Below are 25,985 nucleotides of genomic sequence, written 5' to 3' on the forward strand. Positions count from 1 at the left end.
CAGCAACCGACCGACGACTGGTCACGGGTGAGGGGACCGACGCCACGAACGAGATTTCGATCGCGCCGGCCTGGCTCACGCCTCCGACAGGGCCCGCGCTCGCAGCAGCACCGCGTCGAGCATCGCGGGCGTGAGCCGGCCGGTGAAGGTGTTCTGCTGGCTGACGTGGAAGCAGCCGAGCAGGGTCAGGGTGCGTCCGTCACGCCCGACGACGAGCTCGACGCCGTGCCCGAAGGAAGGCAGCGGACGCGGCACCGACCAGCCCAGCTCGCGCAGCGTCGTCAGCAGCGCCTGCCAGCCGAACCCGCCCAGCACCACCGCGACCACCGGTTGGACCAGCTCGAGCTCGCGCGCCAGGAACGGGGCGCAACGGCGGCGCTCGTCGGGCGTCGGCTTGTTGGCCGGCGGCGCGCAGTGCACGGGGGCGGTGGTGCGGATGTCGGTCAGCGTCAGGCCGTCGCCGATGCGCGTCGACGTGGCCTGCGACGCGAAGCCGGTGCGGTGCATCGCGGCGAACAGGAAGTCGCCGGATCGGTCGCCGGTGAACATGCGACCCGTGCGGTTGGCGCCGTGCGCGGCCGGCGCGAGCCCCACGACCATGACGCGCGCGGCCGGGTCGCCGAAGCTCGGCACCGGTCGCGCCCAGTAGTCGTCGTCCCGGAAGGCCGCCCGACGCACGTGCCCGACCTCCTCACGCCACGCCACCAGCCGTGGGCACGCGCGGCACGCCACGACGTCCGCGTCGAGCGCCGCGAGCGAGTCGGCCTCCTGCGGTCCAGCCCGCTTCGCACCGGCCATCAGAACCGGTCGGGGTCTCCCGCGCCCTCACGCACGACCTCCGGGCCGCCGCTGGTCCAGTCGACGACCGTCGTCGGGACCATGCCGCAGTCCCCCGCGTCGACCACGGCGTCCAGGTCGTGGTCCAGCTCCTCCTTGATCTGCCAGCCCTCCGTCATGGGCCACTCGTGCCCCGGCATCAGCAGCGTGCTGGACAGCAGCGGCTCGCCGAGCTCGCGCAGGATCGCCAGCGCCACCGGGTGATCGGGGATGCGCACCCCTACCGACCGCTTCTTCGCGTGCGCAAGCCGGCGCGGGACCTCCGGCGTCGCGGGCAGGATGAACGTGTACGGTCCCGGTGTCGCGGACTTGATAGCGCGGAACGCGTTGTTGTCGAGGTGGACGAGCTGTCCCAGCTGCGCGAACTCCGCGCACACGAGCGTGAAGTGGTGCGTGTCGTCGAGGTGCCGGATCCGACGGATGCGCTCTGCGCCGTCGTGGTTCCCCATGCGCGTGCCCAGCGCGTAGCAGGAGTCCGTCGGGTAGGCGATGACGCCGTCGCGACGCAGGAGGTCGACGACCTGCCCGATCGACCGCGGCTGCGGGTCGACGGGATGGACGTCCAGGTAGCGCGCCATGCCACCGAGGTTAGCGACGGGCTCGGGCTCGCGCGCCCGGAACGGGAGCGGCCCCCGAACTCCCCTGCTCGGGAGGTCGGTGGCCGTTCCGGCCTGTGGATCGCGTCAGGCGGCGTCGAGGATGTCGACGACGAAGACGAGCGTCGAGTTGGCCGGGATCGTGCCCGACTCCTTGTCGCCGTAGCCCTTGTCCGGCGGCACGACGAGCAGCACCTGGCTACCGACGGTCTGCCCGACGAGGCCCTCGTTCCAGCCCGTGATGACCTGACCCTGACCGATGTTCTGCACCGCGTAGGTGGACGGGTCGCGGTCCCACGACGAGTCGAACGCGGTGCCGTCCCACAGCCAGCCGGAGTACTTCACCGTGACCGTCTGGCCTGCCTCGACCTTGGGCCCGGAGCCCTTGATCAGCGGCTGGACCACCAGCGAGGTCGGCTTGTCGGCCTTCGACGGCGTGATGGAAGGCTTGCCCTTCGAGTCCAGCGTGATGGTCGGCAGACCGTCCTTCGGCGCCTGCTTCTCGCCGGTCGCGCGGTCCGGGACGACCTTCGCGTCGGTCACCTCGAGCACGTAGACGTTGGTCTGCGGCGCGCCGGTGGCAGTGCCGTCGGCAGTCTCCGGCGAGGCGACGACGACGCGCGTACCGACGTGCTTGCCGACGAGCTCCTTCTCCAGGTTCTCGTTGATGCTGCCGAGCAGGAGGGCCTGCTCCTTGTCCGGGTACGTGGAACCGAGGGTCTTGCCATCGGCTCCCGAGACGGCGAGCTGGAGGACGCTGAGGCGCTCACCGGCCTTGATCTCGTCTCCCTTGCCGTCGGACTCGTTGCGGATCACCAGGGCACCCACGGTGAACGGCGTCTCGGGCAGCGTGACCTTGGGCTCCTTGCCCGTCTCGCCGGTGACCTTGATCTTGGCCACGGCGGCGACGTCCTCGGCGCTCGCGGTCGGCGCGGCGGTCGTGGTCGGCTCTGCCGACGCGCTCGCGGTCGACGAGGCCGACGGGCTGCTCGACGCGTCGTCGTCGGTGCTGCACGCGACCAGCGTGACGGCCATCGTCAGGGTGAGGGCTCCGGCGGCCAGGCCGCGGGCTCGAGTCGTGCGGCGCACGAGGGACTCCGTCGTTCGGGGGTTCCACCCCGGGCGACGAGGCGGCGGACCCGTGCACGGTACGCGATCAACCTGGACGCGCGCTGAGCGGTTTCACCCGGTGATCACGCGCCGATCGCCCGGTTCGTGCCGTGGCCGACCTTGCGGCCGCTCACGGCGATGTCCGCCCGAGATCCGGCCTGCGCGCCCGCGTCCCACCCGCGGCCCGTCAGGCGACGCGTCGACTGACGCACGTGCGGGAACTCTCGCGCGACCGCGGCACCGACCCGCGCACCTCGCTCGGCGACCACGAGCGCGCTGGACGTCCCCTCCGACTCGGCCTCGGTGAGCACCTCGGCGTAGAAGGCGGCGAGCCGCCGGGCGACGACCATCGTGAAACCCGCGGCGAACGCGCGCTTGTCGGCGGGGCGGCCACCGTGCGCCGCCATCTCGGTGAGCATCTGCGGCTCGAGCGAGTCGGCCAGGACCGTCGCCATCGACACGTCGGCCGCGAACCCGAACGCGACGAGCTCCGTGACCGTTCCGCGGCGCACCCGCAGCGCCTGGCAGCCGAAGGCCGCGTACACGGCGGAGCGCAACGAGATCCGGTCCAGCACCCAGGAGCCCGTCATGGGTGTGTCGACCCGGACCGGCTCGTGAGCCTGCTCGTGCGTCATGCGCACGGCGGCCTCGTCGAGGCTGTGCCGCAGCATCAGCTTCTCGGCGCGTGCCCGGGCCAGCTCCCGTTCCGGCTGGTGCGGTGAGCCGCCGTCCGCGATCGCCAGCAGCGTGCGGATGAGCGCGAGCCGCTCGTCGTCGGACTTGGGCATGGTCGTCCTCTCCAGATGGTGCGGGGCTGTCGGGCGGGTGCCGGTCGGGTGCCGGCGTGCGCGTCGCGTGAACCGTAGGTCGACGCACCGACACGACGTCAGCGGGCGTCGACCACCTGCAGGATCGCTTCGAGGCCGACGAAGTCCGACACGTTGTGGGTGAGAAGGGCGGCACCGTGCGCGTGGGCGGTGGCTGCGATGAGGAGGTCCAAGCTGCGTGCGCGGGGTCGGCGACCGGCCTCGGCCACCGCGGCGGCGACCTGCCCGTAGCTCGCGGCGACGGCCGCGTCGACGGGCAGGGGGTCGAACTGACGCTCGACAAATGCGAGAACCCGCAGGCGCCGGGCTCTGTCGACGGAGTCCGCGGCTACCAGCACACCGAAGTGGAGCTCTGCGACGCTGACCGCGCTGACGGCGAGCTCGCCATCGAGTGGCGCCAGCTCGCCCGCGACGAGGACGCTCGTGTCCAGGACGGCTCTCATGGCGTCGCGAACGGGTCACGCAGCCCGTGGTCGAGCTCGTCGTCGGCCGGCCGGTCGAGACGTGCATCCGTCCCGAGGACGTCGGCGATCTCGTCGTACGTCAACCACGTGCGCCGACCTGTCTGCGCGACGGCCGCGGGAACGAGATCGGCGACGTGTCGACCGCTGACGGACACCTGCAGCCGCTCGCCGTTCTCGACGCGGCGCAGCAACGCGCTCGCGTTCTGACGCAGCTCGCGGACGCCGACGGTCTCCATGTCGGCCAACCGTAGCACTTGTGCTACAGCAGGCGATCGCGCTCGTGGGTTCATGCGACCATCCTGGCCGCAGGCCCTGACGAGCGGCCCGACGGCGTGCGGCTCTGGGGATGAGGCCGCACCGAGAGTGTGGCTGTGGTCGCGTCGGCGCGGGGACGTACGGTGGCGCGATGCCCGACGACCCCACCCGTGTCCTGACCGATCGCCTCGACCTGCGTCCCCCGCTCGAGACCGACCTCGACGGCCTCTTCGCCGTGACCAGCGACCCCCGGCTGTGGCAGCACTTCCCGACGCTGCGCCACACGTCGCCCGACCAGACCGTGACGCGGATCCGCGAGTGGGGCACCAGCTGGCGGGAGGCGGGTCTCGGCACCTGGGCCGTGCGGGAGCGTGGCGACGAGCGCATCGTCGGCAACGGCGGCTGCACGCTCGTCCGGGACACGTTCTGGAACCTGGGCTATCGCCTGGCTGTGGACGTGCAGGGGAAGGGCTATGCCACCGAGCTGTCGCGCGAGGCGATCCGCCGGGCGAACGACCTCGCGCCCGACGTTCCGGTGGTCGCGTACCTGCTCGAGCACAACACCGCGTCGGCCCGCGTCGCGGAGCGCGTCGGGCTGACTTTGGTGCACCGCGCGCCGGACAGCGGTAACCCCGACCCGGGCGCCGTCCGGCTGGTCTTCGCCGACCGCCCTCTCGACGAGGTGCAGCTCGAGGCGACGCTGCGCTGAGGCGGAGCTGGCCCAGGGCGGTGAGCCGGACCGGGCGGAGGGCGTAGGTTGGTCGGAACGATTCGATGAAGCGAGGACGGTTCATGGCTCCCATCAGGTTCGGCGTGATCGGCAGCGGCTGGCGCGCGGAGTTCTTCGTCCGCGTCGCGCGCCTGCTCCCGGAGCGGTTCACGTGCGTCGGCGTCGTCACGCGGTCCGCCGAGCGCGGACAGCAGGTCGAGCGCGAGTGGTCGGTGCCGACGGTCCGCACGGCGGCCGCGCTCGACCGCCCGGACTTCGTCGTCGTCGCGACGCCCTGGCCCGTGACGCCGGAGGCGACCGCCGAGCTGGTCTCGCGCGGCGTGCCCGTGCTCGCCGAGACCCCGCCCGCGCCGGACGCCGACGGGCTGCGGGCGCTGTGGCAGCAGGTGGGGGACTCCGGTCTGGTCCAGGTGGCCGAGCACAGCCCGTTCATGCCCGCGCACGCGGCCAGGATCGCGGCCGTCGAGGACGGGATCATCGGCACACCCACCTCTGTACAGATCTCGTCCACGCACCTGTACCACGCGGTCGGCCTCGTCCGCAGGCTGCTCCGCGTGGGCTTCGACGAGGTCTCCGTGCGAGCCGTGACCACCACGGCACCCCTGCTCGACCCGGTCGCCCGCGACGGCTTCACCGGCGCCATCGAGCCCCGCGACGCGTGGAACATCCTCGCGACGCTCGACTTCGGGGACGGCCGCAGCGCGCTGTACGACTTCACCGACAACCAGTGGCACAACCCGCTGCGCACCAACCGGATCGTGGTCCGCGGTAGCCACGGGGAGATCGTCGACGACGCGGTCACGCGCTGGGTGGACGAGCGCACCGTCCTCACGTCGACGTTCAACCGCCGCGTCTCCGGCCTCGAGCAGAACCTGGACGGCTTCGACCTGGAGCACATCTCCCTGGACGGCCGGGTGCGGTACCGCAACGAGTTCCACGGCGCGCGCCTCGCCGACGACGACCTCGCCGTGGCCGGCCTCATGGCGGCGACCGCCGCGTGGGTGCGCGACGAGGGGCCGGCGCCGTATCCGCTCGCCGACGGTTGCCAGGACCACCTGCTGGGCCTGGCCATCGAGGAGGCGGCACGCACGGGCGAGCCCGTCCGGACCGTCGTCGAGCCCTGGGGCCGCTGAGCACGTTCGAGGTGCGGTCGACGCCCCGCGGGGTGAGCCTCGGAGCATGACCCGATTCGGCTACACCCTCATGACCGAGCAGTCCGGCCCGCGCGAGCTCGTCGGCTACGCCCGGGACGCGGAGCAGGCGGGGTTCGACCTGCTCGTCTCCTCCGACCACTACTTCCCGTGGCTCGACAGCCAGGGTCACGCCCCGAACGCCTGGACCATGCTCGGCGCGGTGGCGCAGGTGACCAGCCGCGTCGAGCTCATGACGTACGTGACGTGCCCGACGATCCGGTACCACCCGGCCGTCGTCGCGCAGCAGGCCGCGACGCTGGCGCTGCTGTCGCAGGACCGGTTCGTGCTGGGTCTGGGCGCGGGCGAGAACCTCAACGAGCACGTCGTGGGCGAGCGCTGGCCGGCCGTCGGCGAGCGGCACGACATGCTGGAGGAGGCGATCACGATCATCCGCGGCCTGCTCGACGGCGAGCGGCTGACGTGGGAGGGCGACCACTTCCGCGTCGACCAGGCCCGGCTCTGGGACCTGCCGGAGCGGGCTGTCGAGATCGCGGTCGCGGTGAGCGGCGAACAGTCGGTCGAGCGCTTCGCCCCGCTCGCCGACCATCTGGTGGCCGTGGAACCCGACGCCGACCTGGTCAGCCGGTGGGATGCCGAGCGCGCCGAGCCGTCTCGCAAGATCGGCCAGGTGCCCATCTGCTGGGACCCCGACGAGGACGTCGCGGTGGCCCGGGCGCACGACCAGTTCCGCTGGTTCGGCGGCGGGTGGGGCGTCAACGCGGACCTGCCGACGACCGAGGGCTTCGCGGCCGCGAGCCAGTTCGTCCGGCCCGAGGACGTCGCCGGCTCGATCTCCTGCGGACCAGACCTCGACAAGCACGTGGAGGCCGTCGCCGCGTACTGGGAAGCCGGATTCACCGACGTCGCGATCGTCCAGATCGGCGACGAGGGCCAGCAGCGCTTCCTCGACGAGGCCGCGGAGCCGCTGCTGGCCGCGCTCCGCGACGCATCGAAGGGACACTGACCGTGGCCGTCACCAGCTTCCAGGACCTGCCGCTCGCCGACCGCGACCGTGAGTGGGACGGCGCCGCGGCGGAGAAGCGTGTGCGGGAGTGGGCAGGCGCGCAGGACGAGCCGAATGCGAAGTACCGCGACGCGCACGTCTGGTACGACGCCGACGCCAAGGAGAACTTCACCGCCTACAAGCTTCTGATCGCCGACGTCGTCGACGGTCGGCTGAAGGCGGTGCCGCGGGGCTTCTTCGCGGCGGCGGCGGTCATGCAGGGCTCCCGCGGAGGCGTGGACCTGCCCGCCACGGACCGCGACCGGGTCAAGAGCCACCTGGCCAAGTACTACGCCAAGCTCGGCGAGACGCCGCCCTGGGAGTGAGTCACGCCCCGTAGGCGGTGACGCCGCGGTCGTCGTCGGTCCGCACCTCGAACCAGACGGTCTTGCAGTCGCCGCTGGGGTCCACCCCCGAGCCCCAGGCGCTGGCCAGGTGGTCGATGAGCCAGACGCCGCGCCCGCCCACGTGCGAGCTGGGGACGTCCCGAAGGATCGGCTGCTCGCGGTGGCTGCTGTCGGTGGCCTCGACGCGGATGCGTTCGTCGTCGACGTCCACGCGGAGGACCACCGGTGGCCACGCGTGCTCGACGGCGTTCGTCACCAGCTCGCTGACGAGCAGCACGAGCATGTCGCGACGTTCGGCCGGGATCCCGGCCTCGGCGAGGCGGTCCGCTGCCCAGTGCCGCGCGGGCGCGACAGCCCGGTAGTGCGGGTCCACCGTCCGTTCGGCGCGCATGGCCTAGCCCCCTGGATCAGGTTGTGTCGATCAGCAACGGTGGAACGGACCCGTCGATTCGGCAACTCGAACTCGGTCCGATGTCCAAGATGTCCGGATACTCGCTGTCACCATGGGTGCCATGACCCCCTCGAAGCCGCAGATCCGTCGGTGGCGGCAGTACCTGGCCGACGAGCGCGCCGAGGCCGCCGTCTACCGCGACCTGGCCGCCCGGCGCACGGGTGAGGAGCGGGACATCCTGCTCGCGCTCGCGGACGCGGAGGGGCGCCACGAGCAGCACTGGCTGGACCTGCTGGGCGACGACGCCGGTCGCCCGGTGCGCGGCGACGTCCGCACCCGCATGCTCGGCTGGTTGGCCCGGCGGTTCGGCTCGGTGTTCGTCCTCGCGCTCGCGCAGCGCGCGGAGGCGCGCTCGGAGTACGACGACGACGAGGACGCGACGCCGCAGATGGCCGCCGACGAGCGCATCCACGAGGAGGTCGTGCGCGGGCTGGCGGCTCGTGGCCGCAACCGGATGTCGGGGACGTTCCGCGCAGCGGTGTTCGGCGCCAACGACGGCCTCGTCTCGAACCTGGCCCTGGTGCTGGGCATCGGGGCGTCCGGCGCCTCGTCCGCGACCGTGCTGCTCACGGGCCTGTCCGGGCTCCTGGCGGGCGCCCTGTCCATGGGGGCCGGCGAGTACGTCTCCGTCCGCTCGCAGCGCGAGCTCCTCGAGGCCTCCCGGCCCGGCCCGGCAGCGGGCGCGGCGCTCCCGCACCTCGACGTCGACGCCAACGAGCTCGCCCTGGTCTACCGCGCGCGGGGGATGGAGCCCGGCGAGGCGCAGACGCGCGCCACCGAGGTCCTCGGCTCCCTGGAGGGCCTCTCCGCGCACACGGCGCTGGGCGTGCCGGCAGGATCGGACCAGGCCGTGCCCGACGTGGACGAGCACGAGGTCATCGGCAGCGCGATGGGCGTCGCCGTGGCGAGCTTCTGCTTCTTCGCCTCGGGGGCGCTCATCCCGGTGATCCCCTACCTGCTCGGGGCCGAGGGCTTCGTCGCGGTGGCGTGGGCCGCAGGGCTCGTCGGTGTCGCGCTGCTCGGCACTGGTGCGACGGTGGGTCTGCTCTCCGGCACCTCGCCCGGCAAGCGCGCGCTGCGCCAGCTCGCGATCGGCTACGGCGCCGCCGCGGCGACCTACCTGCTAGGCCTCGCGTTCGGCGGCGTGGTCTAGCCGGTAGACGGGCGTCAGTAGTGGTCCGTCGACGGGTCGTCCGTGCTGCGGCGCTCCGGGTGCGGCCAGGCCAGGTCGAGCGCTCGGCGGAACGTGCGCACGTCGACCTTGGGGATCGCGAGCTGCCAGTCGTGCCCCGTCGCGTCGGCGCCGTCGATCGTCGTGAACGCGGCCTCGACACCGCGCGGCCGGGTGCCGTCGGTGCGGTAGATGCGGTGCGGGCCGGGCCCGATGACGGCGGCGAGGTCGTCGGGCGACCCGCCCAGCACCAGGTAGTGCCGCTTGGACCGGCCGCGCTCACCCACCAGGTAGCTCACCAGCGAGAGCTGGCGACCGGAGTCGAGGTCGGCCAGGTCCTGCTCGGGCTCGCGGCGGTTGCCCAGCCATGACTTCAGGACGTCGGGCATCGTGCGCGTACCCGCGGTGCGCTGGATGGCTGCCATGCGCACATCGTGCCGCGTCTCACTCCCCGGAGGGGTTTAGGTAAGGCTCACCTCGTGCATATGCTGGGTGTCGTGACGACGACCATCGAGGCACCCGCCGCGACCGAGCCCGCGTTCAAGTTCTTCGCGGTGCAGGTCAGCGGAGTGCAGCGGCTGTGCCCCAGCGTCCTGCGCCTGACCTTCACGGGCGACGACCTGGACCAGTTCGCCGACAACGGGTTCGACCAGCGCATCAAGTTCTTCCTCCCGCTGGCCGGCGCCCCGTACGCCGAGCTGCTGGACCTGGGCGCGAGCGCCGACTGGTACGGCACCTGGCGTGCGCTGCCCGACGAGCGCCGCCACCCGATGCGCACCTACACGGCCCGATCGGTCCGCAACGACCGCCGCGAGGTCGACGTCGACGTCGTCCTGCACGGCGACGTCGGCCCCGCGTCGCGCTGGGCCACGACGGCCGCGCCGGGCGACGAGCTCGTCATCCTGGGTCCCAACGCCGGCTGCACCGGTCCGCACGGCGGCGTCGACTTCGTCCCGCCGGCCCACACCGACCGCATGCTCATCGTCGGCGACGAGACGGCCCTGCCCGCCATCGCCGGCATCCTGGAGCGCCTGCCCGCCGACGCGCGCGGCGAGGTCCTCATCGAGATGCCGTCGTCGCAGGACCGGCTCGACCTGGCGGCCCCCGCAGGCGTCACCGTGCGCTGGTACGGCCGCGACGGCCGCGAGCACGGCGAGCTGCTGGTCCCCGCCGTCCGCGCCGCGTGCGCGCGCATGCTCCCGGGCCAGGCGCCCGCCGCCGACATCGAGCTCGAGGACGTCGACGAGGACCTGCTCTGGGAGGTCCCGGTCGACGAGCTCGGCCGGCCGCTGCGCGAGCAGGCCGCCATGTACGCGTGGCTCGCGGGGGAGTCCGGCGTCATCAAGACCCTGCGCCGCCACCTGGTCACCGAGTGCGGCGTCGACCGCAAGGCCGTCGCCTTCATGGGCTACTGGCGCCGCGGCAAGTCGGAGATCAACTGACCCGACGCGCGCCTCCTCCGCGCGGCGAGCCTTCAACCGGTGGTGGACCGTCGGACCACCAGCGTGGGCGTCAGCACGGTGGCGCCGTGCTCGTGGGGTCCGCCGCGGGTCTCGGCGGTGGCCATCTCGACGCCGCGACGCCCCATCTCCTCGCCCGGCTGGGCGACGGTCGAGATCGGGATAGGGCTGTCCCAGGCCGCGTGGTTGTTGTCGTAGCCGACGATCGCCAGGTCCGCCGGGATGGTGACGCCGCGGGACTCGGCTGCCTGCGCGATCCCGGCCGCCAGCAGGTCCGTCGCCGCGAAGACGGCATCGACCTCGGCACGGCTCACGAGCTCGGCGAGGCGGACTCCGGCCGCGTACCCGTCGGCCCTGTTCACGCCGTCGGGCATGAGCTCGAGCGCCGGCGTGACGCCAGCCTCGCGCATCGCGCGAACGAATCCGCGTTCGCGGTCCCGGACCGGGCGCAGCGCCTCGGGGCCGCCGACGAACGCGATCCTCCGACGGCCGATGTCGAGCAGGTGCCGTGTCGCGAGGTAGCCCCCGTGCTCGTTGTCCACCGAGACGCTGCAGAAGTGGGTGGTGGGCGCCGCGTAGTTCAGCACCACGATCGGGGTGTCCGGTGGCGTGCGGCCGACGAGCTCGCCGTAGTGCTGCTCGTCGTTCAGAGTGAGCAGCACACCCGCGACACGCGACTGTGCGAACGTCGCGATGTAGCTGGCCTCGCGGTCGAGCCTTCCGTCGCTGTTGCTCATCATGAGGGCCATCGAGGCCGCTTCGGCGCCGAGCTCGGCTCCCCGCGCGATGTCGATGAACAGCGAGTTGGCCAGGTCGGTCAGGACGAGGCCGAGGATCGGGCTGTTGCCCGCCGCGAGGGAACGCGCGAGCACGTTGGGCGTGTAGTTGAGCATCGTCATGGCTCGCTGGACTCGCTCCAGGGTCGTGCCTGACACGCGTGCGGGGTGGTTGAGCACGTTCGAGACGGTGCCGATCGAGACGCCGGCGAGCTGAGCGACGTCGCTCATCCCCGCCCGGCCGCGGCCAGCGTCACTGCTGGTGGGTCGCACGCGCTCCTCCTCAAGCTGGTCGTGGTGAGGTGACGCTAGCAGGTTGGTGAAGCGCTCAAATCCAGAGTATCGACCACGGTGATGGTGGGCATCGATAGTTCTGCAACAGCCCACGATCTCGTTGCACTCGAGGATTCGGCAGACCTAGCCTCCCCCGTTGAAGCGCTTTAAGACGAGCGCCAGCCAACGCTTCAAGGAGGAAGTGGGATGTTGCAGCGTGGAAGCAAGACTCGCGTCATCGCCGGCGTGAGCATCGTGGCAGCGGGGGCGCTCGCTCTTGCTGCATGCAGCAGTTCGGACGACAACGCCACCGACGGTTCGTCCTCGTCGACCGCCGGCAAGTCCGGTTCGTTCACCTACTTGTCGTTCGCTGAGAACACGGCGATCAAGGGCACCCTGGAGAGCCTGTCGTCGGACGCCTGCAAGGACGAGAACGCGAGCTCGCCGCTCAAGGTCACGACCCAGCCGCAGGCCAGCTTCGACCAGCAGATCCAGCTCCTCGCGGGCCAGGGTGCGCTGCCGTCGATCTTCCCGGCCGGCAACTCGCCGGACGTGGCGAAGAGCCTCGACAAGGCGGGCAACCTCGTTCAGATCGGTGACGAGCTGAAGGCCCTCGGCAAGCAGGACGACATCATCCCGGCTGCGAAGTCGACCATCGAGAAGCTTTACGACGGCAAGGACTACGTCCTGCCGACGGAGTTCAACGTCGAGGGCTTCTGGTACAACAAGGAGATCTTCACGAAGGCGGGGCTAGAGGCGCCCACCACGTGGGACGACCTCGTCAAGGACGCCGACGCGCTCAAGGCCTCGGGCATCCAGCCGTTCGCCGCTGACGGCAAGGACGGGTGGCCGCTGAGCCGCCTCGTCGGCAACTACATCTACCGGTCGCTCGGCGCCGACGCCCTGCAGGCGGTGGCCGACGGCACGGCCAAGCTGACCGACTCCGGCTACGTCGAGGCAGCGCAGAAGGTCGCCGACCTGGGCAAGGCCGGCTACTTCGGCAAGTCCGTCGGGTCCATCGACTACACGACCGCGATGAACCAGTTCCTCACCGGCAAGGCCGCCATGTACTACATGGGCAGCTGGGCCCTGTCGAACTTCAACGACCCGAAGCAGAACGTCATCGGCGCGGACAACATCGGCTTCGTCCCGTTCCCTGCCGTCACCGGTGGCAAGGGTTCGGCCGACGAGCTGGCCGCGAACGTCGGCGTCCCGCTCGCGATGGCCAAGTCGAAGTTCGACGACGGCGCCAAGGCGTGGCTCGGCTGCATCGCCGACAACTACGGGGCGGCCGCGCTCAACACCGGCGGCGTCATCACCGGCTTCAAGGTCAACGACGACTCGACCGACGTCCCGGCGCTGACCAAGAGCGTCCAGGACACGATCGCGCACACGTCGAACACGGTCCTGTGGTTCGAGGCCCTCTTCTCCCCGAAGGCCACCACGACGAGCCAGACGAACGCCGCACTGCTCGCCACGGGCCAGCTGTCCCCGAGTGACTACATGTCCAAGATCCAGGCCGACCTCGGCTGACCCACCCCCGGCGCGGTGCCGGGTGCGCACGAAGACCAGTGCACCCGGCGCCGCGGCGCGAACTTCGTCACGAAGGTGTGAAATCCCATGAAGTCCGTCCTCGGCGATCGCCGTGCGATCTTCCTGCTCCTGGCGCCGGCCCTCACGGTCTACTCGCTGATCATCCTCATCCCCGTCTTCTGGTCACTGGGCTACACAGTGTTCGAAGGCAACGCGATCAACGGGTTCTCGTTCGTCGGACTGGACAACATCAAGCAGCTGTTCAGCGACCCTGACGTCCACCAGGCGCTCTGGTTCACGGTTCGGTTCGCCCTCGTCCTGACGGCCGTGCAGGTCGCACTGGGCTACCTGCTGGCGCTGCTGTACGTCTTCGTGCTCCGCAAGGCGTCCAACCTGATCCGCACCCTCGTGTTCTTCCCGGTCGTCCTCCCGACGGTCGCGGTCTCGCTGCTGTTCCAGCAGCTGTTCGAGTACGCCCCCCGCAACGGTCCCGTGAACTCGATCCTCAACGTCTTCGGGATCCCCAGCGTCGACTGGTTCGGCACGAGCACGTCGTCGTTCTGGGTGCTCATCCTCATGGAGACGTGGCGCTCGATGGGGTTCTACGCAGTCCTGCTCTACGCGGGACTGGTGGACATCCCCGAGGAGGTCCTCGAGTCGTCCCGCCTGGACGGTGCCTCGGGCCTCCGGCTGGTGCGCCACATCGTCATTCCGCTGTCGATGCCCGTGCTGCTCTCGTCGATCATCTTCTCGATCAACGGGACGTTGAAGATCTTCGACTCGGTCATCGCACTGACCAACGGCGGCCCAGGAACGTCCACGACACCCCTGACCGTCCTGATGTTCCAGACGTCCTTCGGGTACGGCGAGTACGGCTACGGCAGTGCGATCGCGCTGCTGCTGACGATGCTGTGCCTCATCGTGACGATCTTCATCTTCCGTTCCTCGCGCCGCGACCTGACCAAGGCCTGATCGATGACTGTCATCCAACACCCCTCCGAGCTCCGCCCGGCCGTCAAGGCATCGTCGGTCTCCGGTCGTCGCCGCAGCGCTCGTCGCCCGATGCGCACCATCGGGAACGTCGTCCTCGCTGCGCTGCTCCTCCTGATCGTCCTGGTCCCGCTCGTCTGGCTCGTGATGGGGTCTTTCAAGACCCAGTCCGAGTTCCTCAACAACCCGGCCTTCGCGCTGCCCGACAGCTGGACGAACTTCAGCAACTACTCGGCCGCGATCACCGAAGGCCACCTGGGCACCTACGTCCGCAACAGCATCCTCACCGTCTTCCCGGCGCTGTTCCTGACGATCCTGTTCGGCGTCGCCGCCGGGTTCGCGCTCGAGGTCATGGTCTGGAAGGGACGCGGCACGGTCCTCATCGCGTTCCTCGCCGGCATCATGGTCCCGGGCCAGATGATCCTTCTGCCGCTGTTCACCATCTACTTCAAGCTGCACCTGACGGGCACGCTGCTGCCGCTGATCATCACGTACACCGCGATCGGTCTCCCGCTGACCGTCTTCATGATGGCCACGTTCTTCCGCAGCGTCCCGCGCGAGATCTTCGAGGCCGCGACGCTCGACGGTGCGACCATCGTGCGGCAGTTCTTCTCGATCGGGCTGCCGATGGTCCGCAACGCCATCTTCACCGTCGCCCTCGTGCAGTTCTTCTTCCTCTGGAACGACCTGCTCATCGCGCTGACGTTCACCAGCAGCGACGACCTGCGCACGATCCAGGTGGGTCTGCTGAACTTCCAGGGCCAGTTCGGCCAGATCGAGTACGGGCCGACGCTCGCGGCCATCTGCCTCAACGTCTTCGGGACCCTCGTCATCTACCTGTTCCTGAACAAGCGGGTCATGAAGGGTCTGACGGCGGGCTCGGTGAAGGGATGAGCCCCGCAGTCTCCGATGTGCGGGTCGAGCACCTCGACGCCGCTCTCGGTATCGACGAGGCCCGTCCCAGGCTCAGCTGGCAGGTCGATGAGCGTGAGGAGCCCGCAGGCTTCGAGATCGCGATCGACCGGGAGGACGGCAGCGCTGAGCGTGCGGTCAGCCGCACGGCTTCTCTCGTCCCGTGGCCGGGCAAGCCGCTCGGCTTCCGTGAGCGGGCCGTGGTGCGCGTGCGCGCGCTCGCGGTGGACGGGGTCGAGGGGCCGTGGTCGACGCCTGCGCATGTCGAGCGGGGCATCGCGTCCGGAGACTGGTGCGCGCCGTGGGTCAGCCCGTCGTCACAGGCCACATCGGACGGTCCGCGGCCCGCATACCTGATGCGGGCGGAGTTCGACCGTCCGGCCGACGCGGTCCGCGTGCGTGCCTATATCGCCGTCCACGGTGTGTACGAGCTGGAGCTGGATGGCGAGGTCGCCGGCGACGGTGCGCTGGCTCCGGGTTGGACCAGCTTCAAGCATCGGCTCCGGTACCAGACGATCGACCTGGACCACACGGCAGAGGGCCGGCACGCGCTCGGCCTCTGGCTGGCCGATGGTTGGTATCGGGGTCGGCTCGGCTTCAACGGCGGCCTGTGGGACGTGTACGGCAGCGACGTCGCCGCCCGCGTGCAGGTGGAGATCCTGCTCGCCGACGGCACGCGCGTACAGCCCGAGCTGGCGTGGCGCTGGGCGCCGGCGCCCATCGTCTCGGCCGGTCTGTACGAGGGGGAGTCCTACGACGCCCGGCTGGAGCAGTCCGCCTGGTCTCAGCCCGGCCTCAACGACCAGGACTGGACGCTCGCGACGATCCTGGATGCCACGCTGTTCGACGCCGCGCTGGAAGGGCCTCTCGGGCCGCCAGTGCGATGCACCGAGGAGCTGGCTCCCGTCGACGTGCAGATTCGCCCCGGCGGTCGTGTCCGCCTCGACTTCGGTCAGAACGTCTCGGGCCGGCTGCGGCTCTCGGCGATCGCGCCCGCCGGCCACCACCTGACGATCCGCCACGCCGAGGTCCTGGAGGACGACGAGCTGGCTTTGCGGCCGCTGCGCTCGGCGACCTCCGTCGACCAGTACGTCTTCGCAGGCACCGGCCCGGAGACCTGGGAGCCTCGTTTCACCGTTCACGGGTTCCGGTACGCCGAGATCGACGGGTGGCCCGAGGGGCAGCCGATCAACGTCGTCGCGCGCGTCCTGCACTCGGACATGCGTCGCACCGGCTGGTTCGCGTCGTCGCACCCCCTGCTCAACAGGTTCCACGAGAACGTCGTGTGGAGCATGCGCGACAACTTCGTCGACCTCCCGACCGACTGCCCGCAGCGCGACGAGCGGCTCGGCTGGACCGGTGACATCCAGGCGTTCGCACCGACCGCCGCGTTCCTCTACGACTCGACCGGTGTCCTGCGCAGCTGGCTGCGCGACGTCGCCGTCGAGCAGGCGGCCGACGGCACGATGCGCAACTTCCACCCGTGGCTCGACTGCGGGTTCCCCCCGCCGCCGGCGGCCGGGTGGGGCGACGCCGCCGTGATCGTGCCGTGGACGATCTTCGAGCGCACCGGCGACCAGCAGGTGCTGCGCGACCAGCTCACGAGCATGACGGCCTGGGTCGACCAGGTCTCCGCTCTGACGCACGGCACCGGACTGTGGAACGAGAGCTTCCAGCTCGGTGACTGGCTCGACCCGGCGGCACCGCCGGACCGCCCAGGCGACTCCGCGACCGATCCGCATCTGGTCGCCACGGCCTACCACGCCTACACATCACGTCTCACAGCGAGCGCGTGCGACGTGCTGGGCGAGAGCGCGATGGCCGTGCGCTACGAGGCCGTCGCCGACCGTGCGTTGCGCGCGTTCCGCCGCGAGTTCGTTGCACCGTCCGGTCGAGTGGTCAGCGACACCGTCACGGCGCTGGCGCTGGCGATCCACTTCGACCTGCTCGAGACCGACGCGCAGCGTGACGCCGCCGGCCGGCGCCTGGCCGAGCTCGTCCGGGCGAACGACCACCGGATCGCCACCGGCTTCATCGGGACGCCGATCGTCTGCGACGCGCTCGTCGCGACAGGGGCGGTCGACACCGCTTACCACCTGCTGCTGCAGACGCAGTGCCCGTCCTGGCTGTACCCGGTCACGATGGGCGCGACGACCGTGTGGGAGCGGTGGGACAGCCTCCTGCCCGACGGCACGGTCAACCCCGGTGAGATGACGTCGTTCAACCACTACGCCCTCGGCGCCGTCGCGGACTTCCTGCACCGCGTCGTCGCTGGTCTTGCCCCCGCCTCACCCGGTTACGCGCGTGTCCGAGTCGCACCAGTCCCCGGTGGTGGACTGACGTGTGCCCAGGCGCGCCATCTGTCTCCGCACGGCCTGATCGATGTCGGGTGGAAGCGGACGGCCGAGACCCTGCGGATCACCGTCACCCTGCCGGCGGGTGTCGCCGGTGATCTGCAGGTCCCGGGTGAGGCGGGTCTTCGTGAGCTCGCCGGCGGGACGACCGTCGTGGAAGTGCCGTTCCGGTCGGCGGACGACGACCCACCGATGCCGCGCCTCTGGAACGTGCACAACCCCGAGGACCGGCTCGAGATGATCGCGGCGGGGGCCGAGGCGTGACGAGGCTGACGCTCGAGCAGGCGCTGGACCTCGTCACGGGCGCGGACCTGTCGCGCACGCGTGAGGTCGAAGGCGTCCCGTCGCTGACGATGAGCGACGGCCCGAACGGGCTGGCGATGAACCTGCCCGACTTCTCGGGCAAGGTCCCGGCGACATGCTTCCCTTCTCCGGGTGCCCTTGCCGCGACGTGGGACATCGACCTCGCTGAGAAGGTCGGGTCGGCCATCGCGGCCGAGGCGCGTGCGGCCGGTGCGGACGTGCTGCTCGCGCCGTCGGTGAACATCCGCCGCTCGCCCCTCGGCGGCCGCGGGTTCGAGTACTACTCGGAGGACCCGGCACTGTCGGGCGCGGTCGGGGCCTCGTTCGTGCGTGGGGTCCAGTCGGCCGGGGTCGCGGCGTGCGTGAAGCACTACGCCGTGAACAGCCAGGAGACCGACCGCATGCGCGTCAGCGCCGAGCTCGACGATGCCACGCTGCGGGAGATGTACCTGACGGCATTCGAGCGCATCGTCCGCGACGCGGCCCCCGCGTTCGTCATGGCCTCCTACAACCGTGTCAACGGCACGTACGTGAGCCAGCACCGCGAGCTCCTGACCTCGATCCTGCGTGACGACTGGGGTTTCGACGGGGCGGTCGTGTCGGACTGGGGTGCGGTCGACGACCCCGTCGCGGCTGTGCTGGCCGGACTGGACCTCGAGATGCCGGGACCGGCACTCGGCTCACGCGCAGCGCTCACCGAGGCGTGCATCGACCCGGCCGTGCGTTCCGCTGTCCTGCAGGCGGGTGAGCGCATCGCGGCCGCCGCGCGACGCTGGGCGGGCGTGGAACCCGCGGACGTGGACGCCGACGCGCACCACCACCTGGCCAGGAGCGTCGCCGCGTCGTCGATCACGATGCTGACCAACGACGGCGTCCTGCCTCTCGCCGACGGCACGACGATCGCGCTGATCGGCGCGCTCGCCGTCGAACCGCACCGCCAAGGCGGCGGGAGCGCCGGAGTCCACGCGCGCACGCACGACGACCTCGTGGCAGAACTGACGGCGCGCACGACCTCCACCGTCGAGTTCGCCGCGGGGTACGCGTTCGACGGCGACGACGCGCAGCACCTGCGCGACGAGGCCGTAGAACTCGCTGCTCGCTCGCAGGTCGCCGTCGTCGTCGTGGGTCCGGGGGAGGGAGCCGACACCGAAGGGCGCGACCGCGAGACCCTCACCCTGCCCGCCGCCCAGCTGACGTTGCTCGAGACCGTCTTCGCGACGGGGACACCCACCGTTGTCGTCCTGAACGCCGGGGCCGTCGTCCTGACGGAGCCGTGGTCCCACCACGCGTGTGCAGTGCTGGCGTGGTGGCTTCCGGGTGAGGCGGGCGCACAGGCCCTCGCCGACGTGCTGACCGGTGCCGTCGAACCGGCAGGCAGGCTCACCGAGACGATCCCGCTGCGGCTCGAGGACACCCCGACCGCGGCGAGCTTCCCCCAGCCTGGGCACGCGTACCACGCAGAAGGGCTCCTCGTCGGTTACCGCTGGTACGACCACGACGAGCGTCCCGTGGCGTTCCCGTTCGGTCACGGCCTGGGCTACACCACCTTCATGTACGGCGAGGTCGCGCTGCTCGAGCAGTCGCCCGACGAGGTCGTCGTGGAGTTCTCTGTCCGCAACGTCGGCGCCCGCACGGGCAGCGAGGTTTGGCAGGTCTACGTCGGGCCCAGCGACCCGCAGCGGCACCGGTTCCGTGCCGTCCGCGCGCTGGCAGCGTTCGGCAAGGTCGTGCTCGGGCCCGGCGAGGAGCGGGTGGTACAAGCCGTCGTACCCGCCCGCGCGTTCGAACGCTGGGACGTCACGCGGTCCGGCTGGGTCTGCGACGGCGGGGCGTACGAGATCCAGGTCGGTGCCTCGTCGCGGGACCTGCGTGGGCACGTCGTCGTACAGCGCGACGCGCGGCTCCCCGAGGTCGTCCTGGACGAGTCGTCGACCCTTCGTGAGTGGCTCACGCACGACCGGCTCGGACCACGCCTGCTCGACGAGGCCGCCGCGGCTGACCTGAGCGGTGGAACGACAGCGTTCCTGACGAACCCGATCATCACTCTGATGATCGGCGACCTGCCGATCCGTCGCTTGTTCGGCGACCCGTCGCAGGCCCTCAGCCGCGAGCTCCTGCACGAGACATCCCGCGGCCTCGGCCGTCGCCGCGGTCCGCGATGGTGAACGAGCTCAACCCGCCGACGACATCTGCTTGCCCGCCTGAGTGAGCAGCCCCCGCAGCCATCGCTGCGCCGGGTCGCCCTCGCGCGTCGGGTGCCACCACAGGGCCTCCACGATCGGCGGCGCGTCGAAAGGGCACGGCACAGACCGGATGGGGAACGCATCCTTCATCAGGTCGACCAGGCGCTTCTGCACGATGGCGACGCGGTTCGTCCCGACGATCAGGCTGGGTAGCGCCAAGAAGTGCTCGACGACGGCCTGGACGTTCAGGTCGAGACCGAGACCTTCGAGGTGCCGCATCGGCGGGGTGAAGGCGGTCATCGAGCGGAACGTCACGACCCACGGAGACGCGGCGAGCTGATCCAGCGTCACGCTGTCGCCGATGCGCCGGTTGTTCTCGTCGACGATGCACACCCACGTGTCGGAGTACAGGTCCCGGTGGGGCAGGTCGGCGACGAATCCGCGCGGCAGCACGACGCCGTCGACCTCGCGGAGCGTGGGCTCCATGCGCTCGATCATCGACGGGGTGTGGGGATGGAAGTCCAACCGGGCACCGGGTGCGACAGCCGAGAGCATCCGGCTGGCGGTCGCGCCGAGGGTAGCGACGACGTAGTCGGACGCGAGGACGGAGAACACCCGGTCAGACCGGTGCGGGTCGAAGGCGCGGCCGGGGTCGAAGACCTGCTCGACCTGCGTGATGGCAGCCGCGACCGGTTCGCGCAATTGCTGCGCGAACGGTGTCAGCTCGTAGGCATTGCCGGCACGGACCAACAGCTGGTCACCGAAATGCCGACGCAAGCGGCTGAGCGACGCGCTCACCGCCGGCTGGGTCAGCCCGAGGCGGGCCGCCGCGCCGGTGACGCTGCGCTCACGCAGGATCGCGTCGAGCGCGGTCAGCAGGTTGAGGTTGAGGTTGCCGAGGTTCATCGTCGAGCCCCTTGAGTGCGGTGCGGTGGGGCGGTGCGTCGCCGCCCTCAGTTGACCATGCGACGACCGGGAAGGACGCGCCTGCGGTGGTACGACGCGCCGACCCGTAGGTCAGTGCTCCATCGTCAGTGGACCCGTTGGATCTCGTCGAGCGAGGGCCTCAGGGGTGAGTCGGACATGGTCGTGTCCATTCAGTGGGAGGCCGCGAACATGTCCCGCAGCCGGTTGTCGGCCCGCTCCCAGGCCCTGGTGTCCCCGGTGGGCTCCCACCGGACGAGGTTGCTGGAGCTGCGCACGACCTCGCGGATGGCCGGAAGGCCGCCGTCGAGCTCGCCGGTCGCCCATGCCTGCACGAGGACGTTCCCCATCGCGGTCCCTTCCGTCGGGCCCGCGATGACGGGCAGCCCTGTCGCGTCGGCGGTCAGCTGGCACAGCAGCGAGTTGCGGGACCCGCCACCGACGACGTGCACGACGCGGACGTCCCGCCCGGCCAGGTCCGCGACCGTGCGGACTGCGCGTCGGTAGGCGAGGGCGAGCGAGTCGAGGATGCAGCGTGTGACGCTCGCGTCGTCCTCGGGGACGGGCTGACCGCTCGCCCGAGCGGCCGCCGCGATGCGCGCCGGGATGTCTCCAGGAGCCGCGAACGCCGGGTCGTCGACGTCGACGAGGGTGCGGAAACCCGGCACGTCCGCGGCCGCATCCAGGAGATCGCCGAGCTCGCGCGCCGCGCCGCGCGCGGCCCACGTGCGCTGAGCCTCGGACAGCAGCCACAGGCCGGCGACGTTCTTCAGGTACCGCACGGTGCCGTCCACGCCCAGCTCGTTGGTCACGTTCGCGAGGCGGGACGCCTCCGTCCGCACGGGCGAGGGCAGTTCGACGCCCACGAGCGACCACGTGCCCGACGAGATGTAGGCGGCGTGCTCCGGGTCGGCCATCGGCACGGCCGCGACGGCCGAGGCGGTGTCGTGCGACCCCACCGCGAAGACCGACGCATCTCCCCATCCGAGGTCGCGCCTCGTCGTCCCGACGAGCGTGCCGGGCTCCACCAGCCGTGGGAGCAACCGGGACACGTCCTGTGTGGCGACCCTGTCGAGGGCCGACAGGATCTGCGGGCTCCACGTGCGCGAGCCGGCGTCCAGCAGACCGGTGGACGACGCGTTGGTGACCTCGGCGACCTGCTCGCCCGTCAGCCAGGACGTGAGCAGGTCGGGCATCAGGAGCATCGTGTCGGCGGCGCGGACCGCGGCGGAGTCGGCGGCTGCGGTCAGCTGGAACACGGTGTTGAACGGCTGAACCTGCACGCCCGCTATCGCGTAGTGCTCCTGCGCGGGCAGCACCGAGAAGAACCGGTCGGGGACGCCGGCCGTTCGCTCGTCGCGGTAGTGCATGGGATTGCCCAGCAGGGCACCGTCGCGGTCCACCAACCCGTAGTCCACCGCCCATGTGTCGACGCCGATGCTGTCGATCCCGTGCTGGCGGTGCGCCCGGTCCAGACCGGCTCGCGTGCTCTCCCAGAGCGAGAGCACGTCCCAGTGCAGCTCCTGCCGCCCGCCCGCCGGGACACGGACGGGGGTGTTGGCGAACCGGGCGACCTCCTCGGTCACCAACCGGCCGTCGTCGAGTCTTCCCGTGATCACTCGCCCGCTCGTGGCGCCGAGGTCGACGGCTGCGTACGTGGTCATCGGTCGGTGTCAGGCGCCCCAGCCGGCCTGGGTCCCGCCGACGCGCTCGTCGGCGATCCGGGCCGCATAGCCCGACGCCGCGTACGCAGCCATCGGGTCGGCAGGCAGGCCTCGCTCCTCACGCCAGCCGGCCAGTGCCGGGCGCACGTCGGTGTAGAAGGCGTCCATGAACAGCCCGTTCGCGGTCAGCACGTCACCGGAGTCCTGGGCGTCGCGCAGCTTGTCGAGGTCGACGAGCAGAGCGCGGGCCGTCATCTCCTGGACGTTGAGCACCGAACGGATCTGGCCGGGGATCTTGTCCTCGATGTTGTGGCACTGGTCGAGCATGAACCGCACCGGCGAGCCGGCCTCCAGGCCGCCACCGCGCACGACCTCGAACAGGATGCGGAACAGCTGGAACGGGTCCGCGGCCCCGACGATGAGGTCGTCGTCCGCGTAGAACCGGGAGTTGAAGTCGAAGGAGCCGAGCCGGCCCAGGCGCAGGAGCTGGGCGACGATGAACTCGATGTTGGTGCTGGGCGCGTGGTGGCCCGTGTCGAGGCAGACGAACGCCCGCTCGCCCAGCTGCGTCACGTGCGCGTACGACGTGCCCCAGTCCGGGACATCCATCGTGTAGAAGTACGGCTCGAAGATCTTGTACTCGAGCACCAGGCGCTGCTCGCCCGACAGGCGGGCGTAGATCTTCTCCAGCGAGTCGGCCAGACGGTCCTGCCGCCCCCGGATGTCGCCCTGTCCCGGGTAGTTGGTGCCGTCCGGCAGCCAGATTTTCAGGTCCTGCGAACCGGTCGCGTCCATGACGTCGATGCATGCGAAGTGGTGGTCGATCGCCTTCTGGCGGATGCGCGGGTCCGAGTGCGTCAGCGACCCGAACTTGTAGTCGTCGTCCTGGAAAGTGTTCGAGTTGATCGTCCCCAGGCTGACGCCGAGGTCCTGCGCATAGCGCGACAGCGCCTCGTAGTCGTCGACCAGGTCCCACGGGATGTGCAGCGCAACCGACGGCGCCAGGCCTGTGAGGGCGTTGACCTGAGCCGCGTCGGCGAGCTTCTCCTCGATGGTCCGTGGGGTGCCCGGTGTGGAGAACACCTTGAAGCGGGTACCCGCGTTGCCGAACGCCCAGGAAGGCAGCTCGATCGCCTGGGTGGCGAGGATGTCCAGCGTCGGCTGGTCGATGGTGCTCACGGTCGTCCCCTCGTTGGGCCGGTGGTATGAATCGATTCAATCATAGGATACGACGTTCGCGAAACCGCGGCCCGGACTCCTCGTGCTCGCAGGCTGTCTACGACTCGATGGGTCGGCGCTGGGGGCCACTCAGGCTAAGAACGCAGGCTCGAGGCGCGAACGACAAGCTCGGGTTGGAAGATCGTGTGGCGCACCGGGCCGCCGGCAGCGCGGCCGAGCAGAAGGTCGGCGGCCTCGTAGCCCATCTCGTGGGTGGGCTGGCGAACCGACGTGAGCGGCTGCGCGAGCTCGGCGGCGACGTCGATGTCGTCGTAGCCGACGATCGCCGTGCCGGTCACGAGCTCGTTGCCTCCGCGCTTGCGTAGACACCGTTGGGCGCCGACGGCGACGAGGTCGTTCACGCAAAAGATGGCCTCGGGCGCGGCTCCGCCGTGCGCGTCGATCCAGGCTCCGAGCGTCTGATCGCCGCCTACGGCGTCGAGCGAGGCGAGCGGGACCTCGTGCACCACGTCGGCGGGGTCGAGGCCTCGGGCCCGCACAGCGCGGTCGACACCCGCTCGTCGGGCCTCGCACTGACGGATCGAGTGCGGGCCGTTGAGGAACGTGATCGTGGCGAAGCCCTGGTCCAGCAGATGTGCGGCGGCGAGCTCCCCGCCGGCGACGTCGTCGACTGAGACGGACGACATGCCTGGCGTCGACGAGGGCGCGTCGAGGAGCACCACGGGCACGCCGCGACCGTGCAGTGCCACCAGGTGCTCGGTGGAGCGGCTCGTCGGGACGACGAGGAGGCCAAGGACGCCGTGCTCCTCGAACAGGCGCAGGTACTTCGCCTCGCGCTCGGGGTCGTCGTCCGAGCTGGCCAGCATCAACGTGTGGTCGTCGAGCGTCAGCCTGTCCTCGACACCGCGTGCGACGTCGGTGAAGAACGGGTTGCGGATGTCGAGCAGCAGCGCGCCGACGGTCGTGATCGACCCGCGTCGCAGCTGACGCGCCGAGCCGTTGCGGACAAAACCGAGCTCGTCGATCGCGGTCTGCACCCGGTCGCGGGTCTCCGGCGCGACGACGTCGGGACGGTTGAAGACGTTCGACACCGTGCCGACGGACACGCCCGCAGCACGGGCCACGTCGCTGACGGACGGTCGTCGCCGTTGTTGTGCCACGTGCGCATCTTCCCAGGCGGATGAACCGGTCGTCGGGGGTGAGGCCGTGTGTCGTGACCCCACCCTCGACGAGGTCACGGCAGACGGACGTGCCGGGAGCCGAGCTGGTCCACCGTGCTGACGCCGAGCAACGCCATCGTGCGGCGAACCTCGCGTGTCAAGATCTCGGCGGCGCGGTCGACGCCGCGCTCACCCCCGGCCATGAGGCCGTACAAGTACGCGCGGCCCACCATCGTGGCGTCGGCACCCAGAGCGAGGGCGGCGACGATATCGGCGCCCGACGTGATGCCCGTGTCGACCCACACCTCACTACGGCCGTCGAGAGCCTCGACGACGTCCGGAAGCAGGCGAAGCGGGACGGGTGCACGGTCGAGCTGGCGGCCGCCGTGGTTCGACAGCACGATCGCGTCGGCGCCGGCGTCCGTGACGAGCTTGGCGTCCTCGACCGTCTGGATGCCCTTGATGACGAGCGGCCCGTCCCACACGGAGCGCAGCCACTCGAGGTCGGCGATCGTCATGGTCGGGTCGAAGAGCTTGTCGAGCAGGTCCGCGACGGTGCCGCTCCACGACGACAACGACGCGAACGTGAGCGGCTCTGTGGTCAGGAGGTTGATCCACCACGAGGGGTGGATGGCGGCACCCGCGACGGTCTTCACGCTCAGCGCCGGTGGGATGGAGAACCCGTTGCGGGCGTCGCGATGGCGCGCCCCGGCGACAGGGACGTCCACGGTGAGCTGGAGCGCGTCGTACCCGGCCGCCTTGGCACGAGCCATGAGGTCCTCGCCTGCGGAGCGGTCCTTCCAGACGTAGAGCTGGAACCACTTGCGCGCGTCGGGAGCAGCGGCCGCGACGTCCTCGATCGACGTCGTCCCCATCGTCGACAGCGCGTACGGGATGCCCCGGCGCTGGGCGACCCGGGCCACGGCCCGCTCACCCTCGTGGTGCATCATCCGGGTGAAGCCCGTGGGCGCGAAGGAGAACGGGGCGGATGCCGGCTTGCCGAGCATGTTCGTCGTCGTGTCGACCGACGACACGTCGTGCAGGATCGACGGCTGGAACTCGAGGTTGCGGAACAGGCTGCGCGCCCGCTGCAGGCTGATCTCCGCCTCTGCTGCTCCGTCGGTGTAGTCGAAGACGGAGCGCGGCGCGCGCTTGCGCGCCAGGGTGCGCAGGTCGGCGATCGTCAGGGCGTCGGCGAGCCTGCGGTCGGTCGAGTTGAGCGTGATCGGCTTGGGCCGCATCAGCGGCTTGAGCTCGGACCACTGGGGGATCTGACGGTTGACCACGAGG

Annotated in this window: 25 protein-coding genes; 11 read left to right on the forward strand and 14 right to left on the reverse strand. The window is 70.7% G+C overall.

The genetic code is table 11. The features are described 5' to 3' along the window. Window positions 1-75: 75 nt before the first annotated feature. From IC607_RS09395 to IC607_RS09420, 6 genes are all read right to left on the reverse strand, one after another. A complete protein-coding gene (locus IC607_RS09395; RefSeq protein WP_191787135.1) occupies window positions 76-798 on the reverse strand; it encodes a uracil-DNA glycosylase in 723 nt (240 codons plus the stop codon). Continuing rightward, complete coding sequence (locus tag IC607_RS09400; RefSeq protein ID WP_191787136.1) at window positions 798-1,415, reverse strand: L-threonylcarbamoyladenylate synthase; 618 nt, start codon at window positions 1,413-1,415, stop codon at window positions 798-800. Before IC607_RS09400 ends, IC607_RS09395 begins: the two co-directional genes overlap by 1 nt. Before the next feature lie 105 nt (window positions 1,416-1,520). Then, the gene (locus tag IC607_RS09405; RefSeq protein WP_191787137.1) at window positions 1,521-2,522 is read right to left on the reverse strand and encodes an FKBP-type peptidyl-prolyl cis-trans isomerase; all 1,002 of its coding nucleotides are present in this window, start codon (window positions 2,520-2,522) and stop codon (window positions 1,521-1,523) included. 104 nt (window positions 2,523-2,626) lie between these two features. Then, on the reverse strand, window positions 2,627-3,331 hold the full coding sequence (locus tag IC607_RS09410; RefSeq protein ID WP_191787138.1) for a hypothetical protein: 705 nt from the start codon (window positions 3,329-3,331) through the stop codon (window positions 2,627-2,629). A gap of 98 nt (window positions 3,332-3,429) precedes the next feature. Further along, a complete protein-coding gene (locus IC607_RS09415; RefSeq protein WP_191787139.1) occupies window positions 3,430-3,813 on the reverse strand; it encodes a PIN domain-containing protein in 384 nt (127 codons plus the stop codon). Beyond that, window positions 3,810-4,070 carry a type II toxin-antitoxin system Phd/YefM family antitoxin gene (locus IC607_RS09420; RefSeq protein WP_191787140.1) on the reverse strand — a complete coding sequence of 87 codons (261 nt, stop codon included), beginning with the start codon at window positions 4,068-4,070 and terminating at the stop codon, window positions 3,810-3,812. The genes IC607_RS09415 and IC607_RS09420 overlap by 4 nt, the downstream gene beginning before the upstream one ends. Window positions 4,071-4,240: 170 nt before the next feature. Between IC607_RS09420 and IC607_RS09425 the strand changes: the two genes are divergently transcribed. From IC607_RS09425 to IC607_RS09440, 4 genes are all read left to right on the forward strand, one after another. After that, complete coding sequence (locus IC607_RS09425; protein ID WP_191787141.1) at window positions 4,241-4,798, forward strand: GNAT family N-acetyltransferase; 558 nt, start codon at window positions 4,241-4,243, stop codon at window positions 4,796-4,798. 83 nt (window positions 4,799-4,881) lie between these two features. Further along, window positions 4,882-5,952, forward strand: coding sequence for a Gfo/Idh/MocA family protein (locus IC607_RS09430; protein ID WP_191787142.1), 1,071 nt, complete (start codon window positions 4,882-4,884; stop codon window positions 5,950-5,952). Between the two features lie 46 nt (window positions 5,953-5,998). Continuing rightward, window positions 5,999-6,976, forward strand: coding sequence for a TIGR03557 family F420-dependent LLM class oxidoreductase (locus tag IC607_RS09435; protein WP_191787143.1), 978 nt, complete (start codon window positions 5,999-6,001; stop codon window positions 6,974-6,976). A 2-nt stretch (window positions 6,977-6,978) separates the two neighbouring features. Beyond that, on the forward strand, window positions 6,979-7,341 hold the full coding sequence (locus IC607_RS09440; protein ID WP_191787144.1) for a hypothetical protein: 363 nt from the start codon (window positions 6,979-6,981) through the stop codon (window positions 7,339-7,341). Window position 7,342: 1 nt separating this feature from the next. Here the strand turns inward: IC607_RS09440 and IC607_RS09445 are convergent, their stop codons facing one another. Beyond that, window positions 7,343-7,753, reverse strand: coding sequence for an ATP-binding protein (locus IC607_RS09445; protein WP_191787145.1), 411 nt, complete (start codon window positions 7,751-7,753; stop codon window positions 7,343-7,345). 121 nt (window positions 7,754-7,874) lie between these two features. Here IC607_RS09445 and IC607_RS09450 point away from each other — a divergent pair, with 121 nt between their 5' ends. Then, a complete protein-coding gene (locus tag IC607_RS09450; RefSeq protein WP_191787146.1) occupies window positions 7,875-8,966 on the forward strand; it encodes a VIT1/CCC1 transporter family protein in 1,092 nt (363 codons plus the stop codon). A 14-nt stretch (window positions 8,967-8,980) separates the two neighbouring features. On the opposite strand, the gene IC607_RS09455 is transcribed toward IC607_RS09450, so the two are convergent. Next, window positions 8,981-9,409 (reverse strand): hypothetical protein, encoded by a 429-nt coding sequence (locus IC607_RS09455; protein WP_191787147.1) that lies wholly within the window; start codon window positions 9,407-9,409, stop codon window positions 8,981-8,983. Window positions 9,410-9,481: 72 nt separating this feature from the next. On the opposite strand from IC607_RS09455, the gene IC607_RS09460 reads away from it, so the two are divergent. Further along, window positions 9,482-10,426 (forward strand): siderophore-interacting protein, encoded by a 945-nt coding sequence (locus tag IC607_RS09460; protein WP_370526114.1) that lies wholly within the window; start codon window positions 9,482-9,484, stop codon window positions 10,424-10,426. Window positions 10,427-10,458: 32 nt separating this feature from the next. On the opposite strand, the gene IC607_RS09465 is transcribed toward IC607_RS09460, so the two are convergent. After that, window positions 10,459-11,451 carry a LacI family DNA-binding transcriptional regulator gene (locus IC607_RS09465; RefSeq protein WP_191787148.1) on the reverse strand — a complete coding sequence of 331 codons (993 nt, stop codon included), beginning with the start codon at window positions 11,449-11,451 and terminating at the stop codon, window positions 10,459-10,461. A 249-nt stretch (window positions 11,452-11,700) separates the two neighbouring features. On the opposite strand from IC607_RS09465, the gene IC607_RS09470 reads away from it, so the two are divergent. The 5 genes from IC607_RS09470 (at window position 11,701) to IC607_RS09490 (ending at window position 19,750) form a co-directional block, all read left to right on the forward strand. Further along, window positions 11,701-13,026: an ABC transporter substrate-binding protein gene (locus IC607_RS09470; RefSeq protein WP_191787149.1), complete on the forward strand. Its 1,326-nt coding sequence runs from the start codon at window positions 11,701-11,703 to the stop codon at window positions 13,024-13,026. An 87-nt stretch (window positions 13,027-13,113) separates the two neighbouring features. Continuing rightward, window positions 13,114-13,998: a carbohydrate ABC transporter permease gene (locus IC607_RS09475; RefSeq protein WP_191787150.1), complete on the forward strand. Its 885-nt coding sequence runs from the start codon at window positions 13,114-13,116 to the stop codon at window positions 13,996-13,998. Window positions 13,999-14,001: 3 nt separating this feature from the next. Next, entirely contained in the window at window positions 14,002-14,910 is a 909-nt protein-coding gene (locus IC607_RS09480; protein WP_191787151.1) for a carbohydrate ABC transporter permease, read from the forward strand. Further along, entirely contained in the window at window positions 14,907-17,546 is a 2,640-nt protein-coding gene (locus IC607_RS09485; RefSeq protein ID WP_191787152.1) for an alpha-L-rhamnosidase, read from the forward strand. Before IC607_RS09480 ends, IC607_RS09485 begins: the two co-directional genes overlap by 4 nt. Next, entirely contained in the window at window positions 17,543-19,750 is a 2,208-nt protein-coding gene (locus tag IC607_RS09490; RefSeq protein ID WP_191787153.1) for a glycoside hydrolase family 3 C-terminal domain-containing protein, read from the forward strand. Before IC607_RS09485 ends, IC607_RS09490 begins: the two co-directional genes overlap by 4 nt. A gap of 6 nt (window positions 19,751-19,756) precedes the next feature. Here IC607_RS09490 and IC607_RS09495 read toward each other — a convergent pair whose 3' ends face one another. The 5 genes from IC607_RS09495 to IC607_RS09515 all read right to left on the reverse strand — a co-directional run bounded on the left by IC607_RS09495 (window position 19,757) and on the right by IC607_RS09515 (window position 25,981). Next, window positions 19,757-20,674: a LysR family transcriptional regulator gene (locus IC607_RS09495; protein ID WP_191787154.1), complete on the reverse strand. Its 918-nt coding sequence runs from the start codon at window positions 20,672-20,674 to the stop codon at window positions 19,757-19,759. A gap of 191 nt (window positions 20,675-20,865) precedes the next feature. Further along, window positions 20,866-22,356, reverse strand: coding sequence for a rhamnulokinase family protein (locus IC607_RS09500; protein ID WP_191787155.1), 1,491 nt, complete (start codon window positions 22,354-22,356; stop codon window positions 20,866-20,868). A gap of 9 nt (window positions 22,357-22,365) precedes the next feature. Further along, window positions 22,366-23,535 carry an L-rhamnose isomerase gene (gene rhaI, locus IC607_RS09505; protein ID WP_191787156.1) on the reverse strand — a complete coding sequence of 390 codons (1,170 nt, stop codon included), beginning with the start codon at window positions 23,533-23,535 and terminating at the stop codon, window positions 22,366-22,368. Between the two features lie 134 nt (window positions 23,536-23,669). Beyond that, on the reverse strand, window positions 23,670-24,695 hold the full coding sequence (locus tag IC607_RS09510; protein ID WP_370526115.1) for a LacI family DNA-binding transcriptional regulator: 1,026 nt from the start codon (window positions 24,693-24,695) through the stop codon (window positions 23,670-23,672). A 74-nt stretch (window positions 24,696-24,769) separates the two neighbouring features. Beyond that, on the reverse strand, window positions 24,770-25,981 hold the full coding sequence (locus tag IC607_RS09515; protein ID WP_370526116.1) for an alpha-hydroxy-acid oxidizing protein: 1,212 nt from the start codon (window positions 25,979-25,981) through the stop codon (window positions 24,770-24,772). Window positions 25,982-25,985 lie beyond the last annotated feature (4 nt).

Source organism: Cellulomonas sp. JH27-2 (assembly GCF_014837175.1).
Taxonomy (GTDB): Bacteria; Actinomycetota; Actinomycetes; order Actinomycetales; family Cellulomonadaceae; genus Cellulomonas.

Excerpts from the sequence above, each read along its gene's own strand:
- IC607_RS09395 (WP_191787135.1), bottom strand. The coding sequence starts at position 798 with ATGGCCGGTGCGAAGCGGGCTGGACCGCAGGAGGCCGACTCGCTCGCG.
- IC607_RS09400 (WP_191787136.1), bottom strand. The coding sequence starts at position 1,415 with ATGGCGCGCTACCTGGACGTCCATCCCGTCGACCCGCAGCCGCGGTCG.
- IC607_RS09410 (WP_191787138.1), bottom strand. The coding sequence starts at position 3,331 with ATGCCCAAGTCCGACGACGAGCGGCTCGCGCTCATCCGCACGCTGCTG.
- IC607_RS09415 (WP_191787139.1), bottom strand. The coding sequence starts at position 3,813 with ATGAGAGCCGTCCTGGACACGAGCGTCCTCGTCGCGGGCGAGCTGGCG.
- IC607_RS09420 (WP_191787140.1), bottom strand. The coding sequence starts at position 4,070 with ATGGAGACCGTCGGCGTCCGCGAGCTGCGTCAGAACGCGAGCGCGTTG.
- IC607_RS09425 (WP_191787141.1), top strand. The coding sequence starts at position 4,241 with ATGCCCGACGACCCCACCCGTGTCCTGACCGATCGCCTCGACCTGCGT.
- IC607_RS09430 (WP_191787142.1), top strand. The coding sequence starts at position 4,882 with ATGGCTCCCATCAGGTTCGGCGTGATCGGCAGCGGCTGGCGCGCGGAG.
- IC607_RS09435 (WP_191787143.1), top strand. The coding sequence starts at position 5,999 with ATGACCCGATTCGGCTACACCCTCATGACCGAGCAGTCCGGCCCGCGC.
- IC607_RS09445 (WP_191787145.1), bottom strand. The coding sequence starts at position 7,753 with ATGCGCGCCGAACGGACGGTGGACCCGCACTACCGGGCTGTCGCGCCC.
- IC607_RS09450 (WP_191787146.1), top strand. The coding sequence starts at position 7,875 with ATGACCCCCTCGAAGCCGCAGATCCGTCGGTGGCGGCAGTACCTGGCC.
- IC607_RS09455 (WP_191787147.1), bottom strand. The coding sequence starts at position 9,409 with ATGGCAGCCATCCAGCGCACCGCGGGTACGCGCACGATGCCCGACGTC.
- IC607_RS09465 (WP_191787148.1), bottom strand. The coding sequence starts at position 11,451 with ATGAGCGACGTCGCTCAGCTCGCCGGCGTCTCGATCGGCACCGTCTCG.
- IC607_RS09470 (WP_191787149.1), top strand. The coding sequence starts at position 11,701 with ATGTTGCAGCGTGGAAGCAAGACTCGCGTCATCGCCGGCGTGAGCATC.
- IC607_RS09475 (WP_191787150.1), top strand. The coding sequence starts at position 13,114 with ATGAAGTCCGTCCTCGGCGATCGCCGTGCGATCTTCCTGCTCCTGGCG.
- IC607_RS09480 (WP_191787151.1), top strand. The coding sequence starts at position 14,002 with ATGACTGTCATCCAACACCCCTCCGAGCTCCGCCCGGCCGTCAAGGCA.
- IC607_RS09485 (WP_191787152.1), top strand. The coding sequence starts at position 14,907 with ATGAGCCCCGCAGTCTCCGATGTGCGGGTCGAGCACCTCGACGCCGCT.
- IC607_RS09495 (WP_191787154.1), bottom strand. The coding sequence starts at position 20,674 with ATGAACCTCGGCAACCTCAACCTCAACCTGCTGACCGCGCTCGACGCG.
- IC607_RS09500 (WP_191787155.1), bottom strand. The coding sequence starts at position 22,356 with ATGACCACGTACGCAGCCGTCGACCTCGGCGCCACGAGCGGGCGAGTG.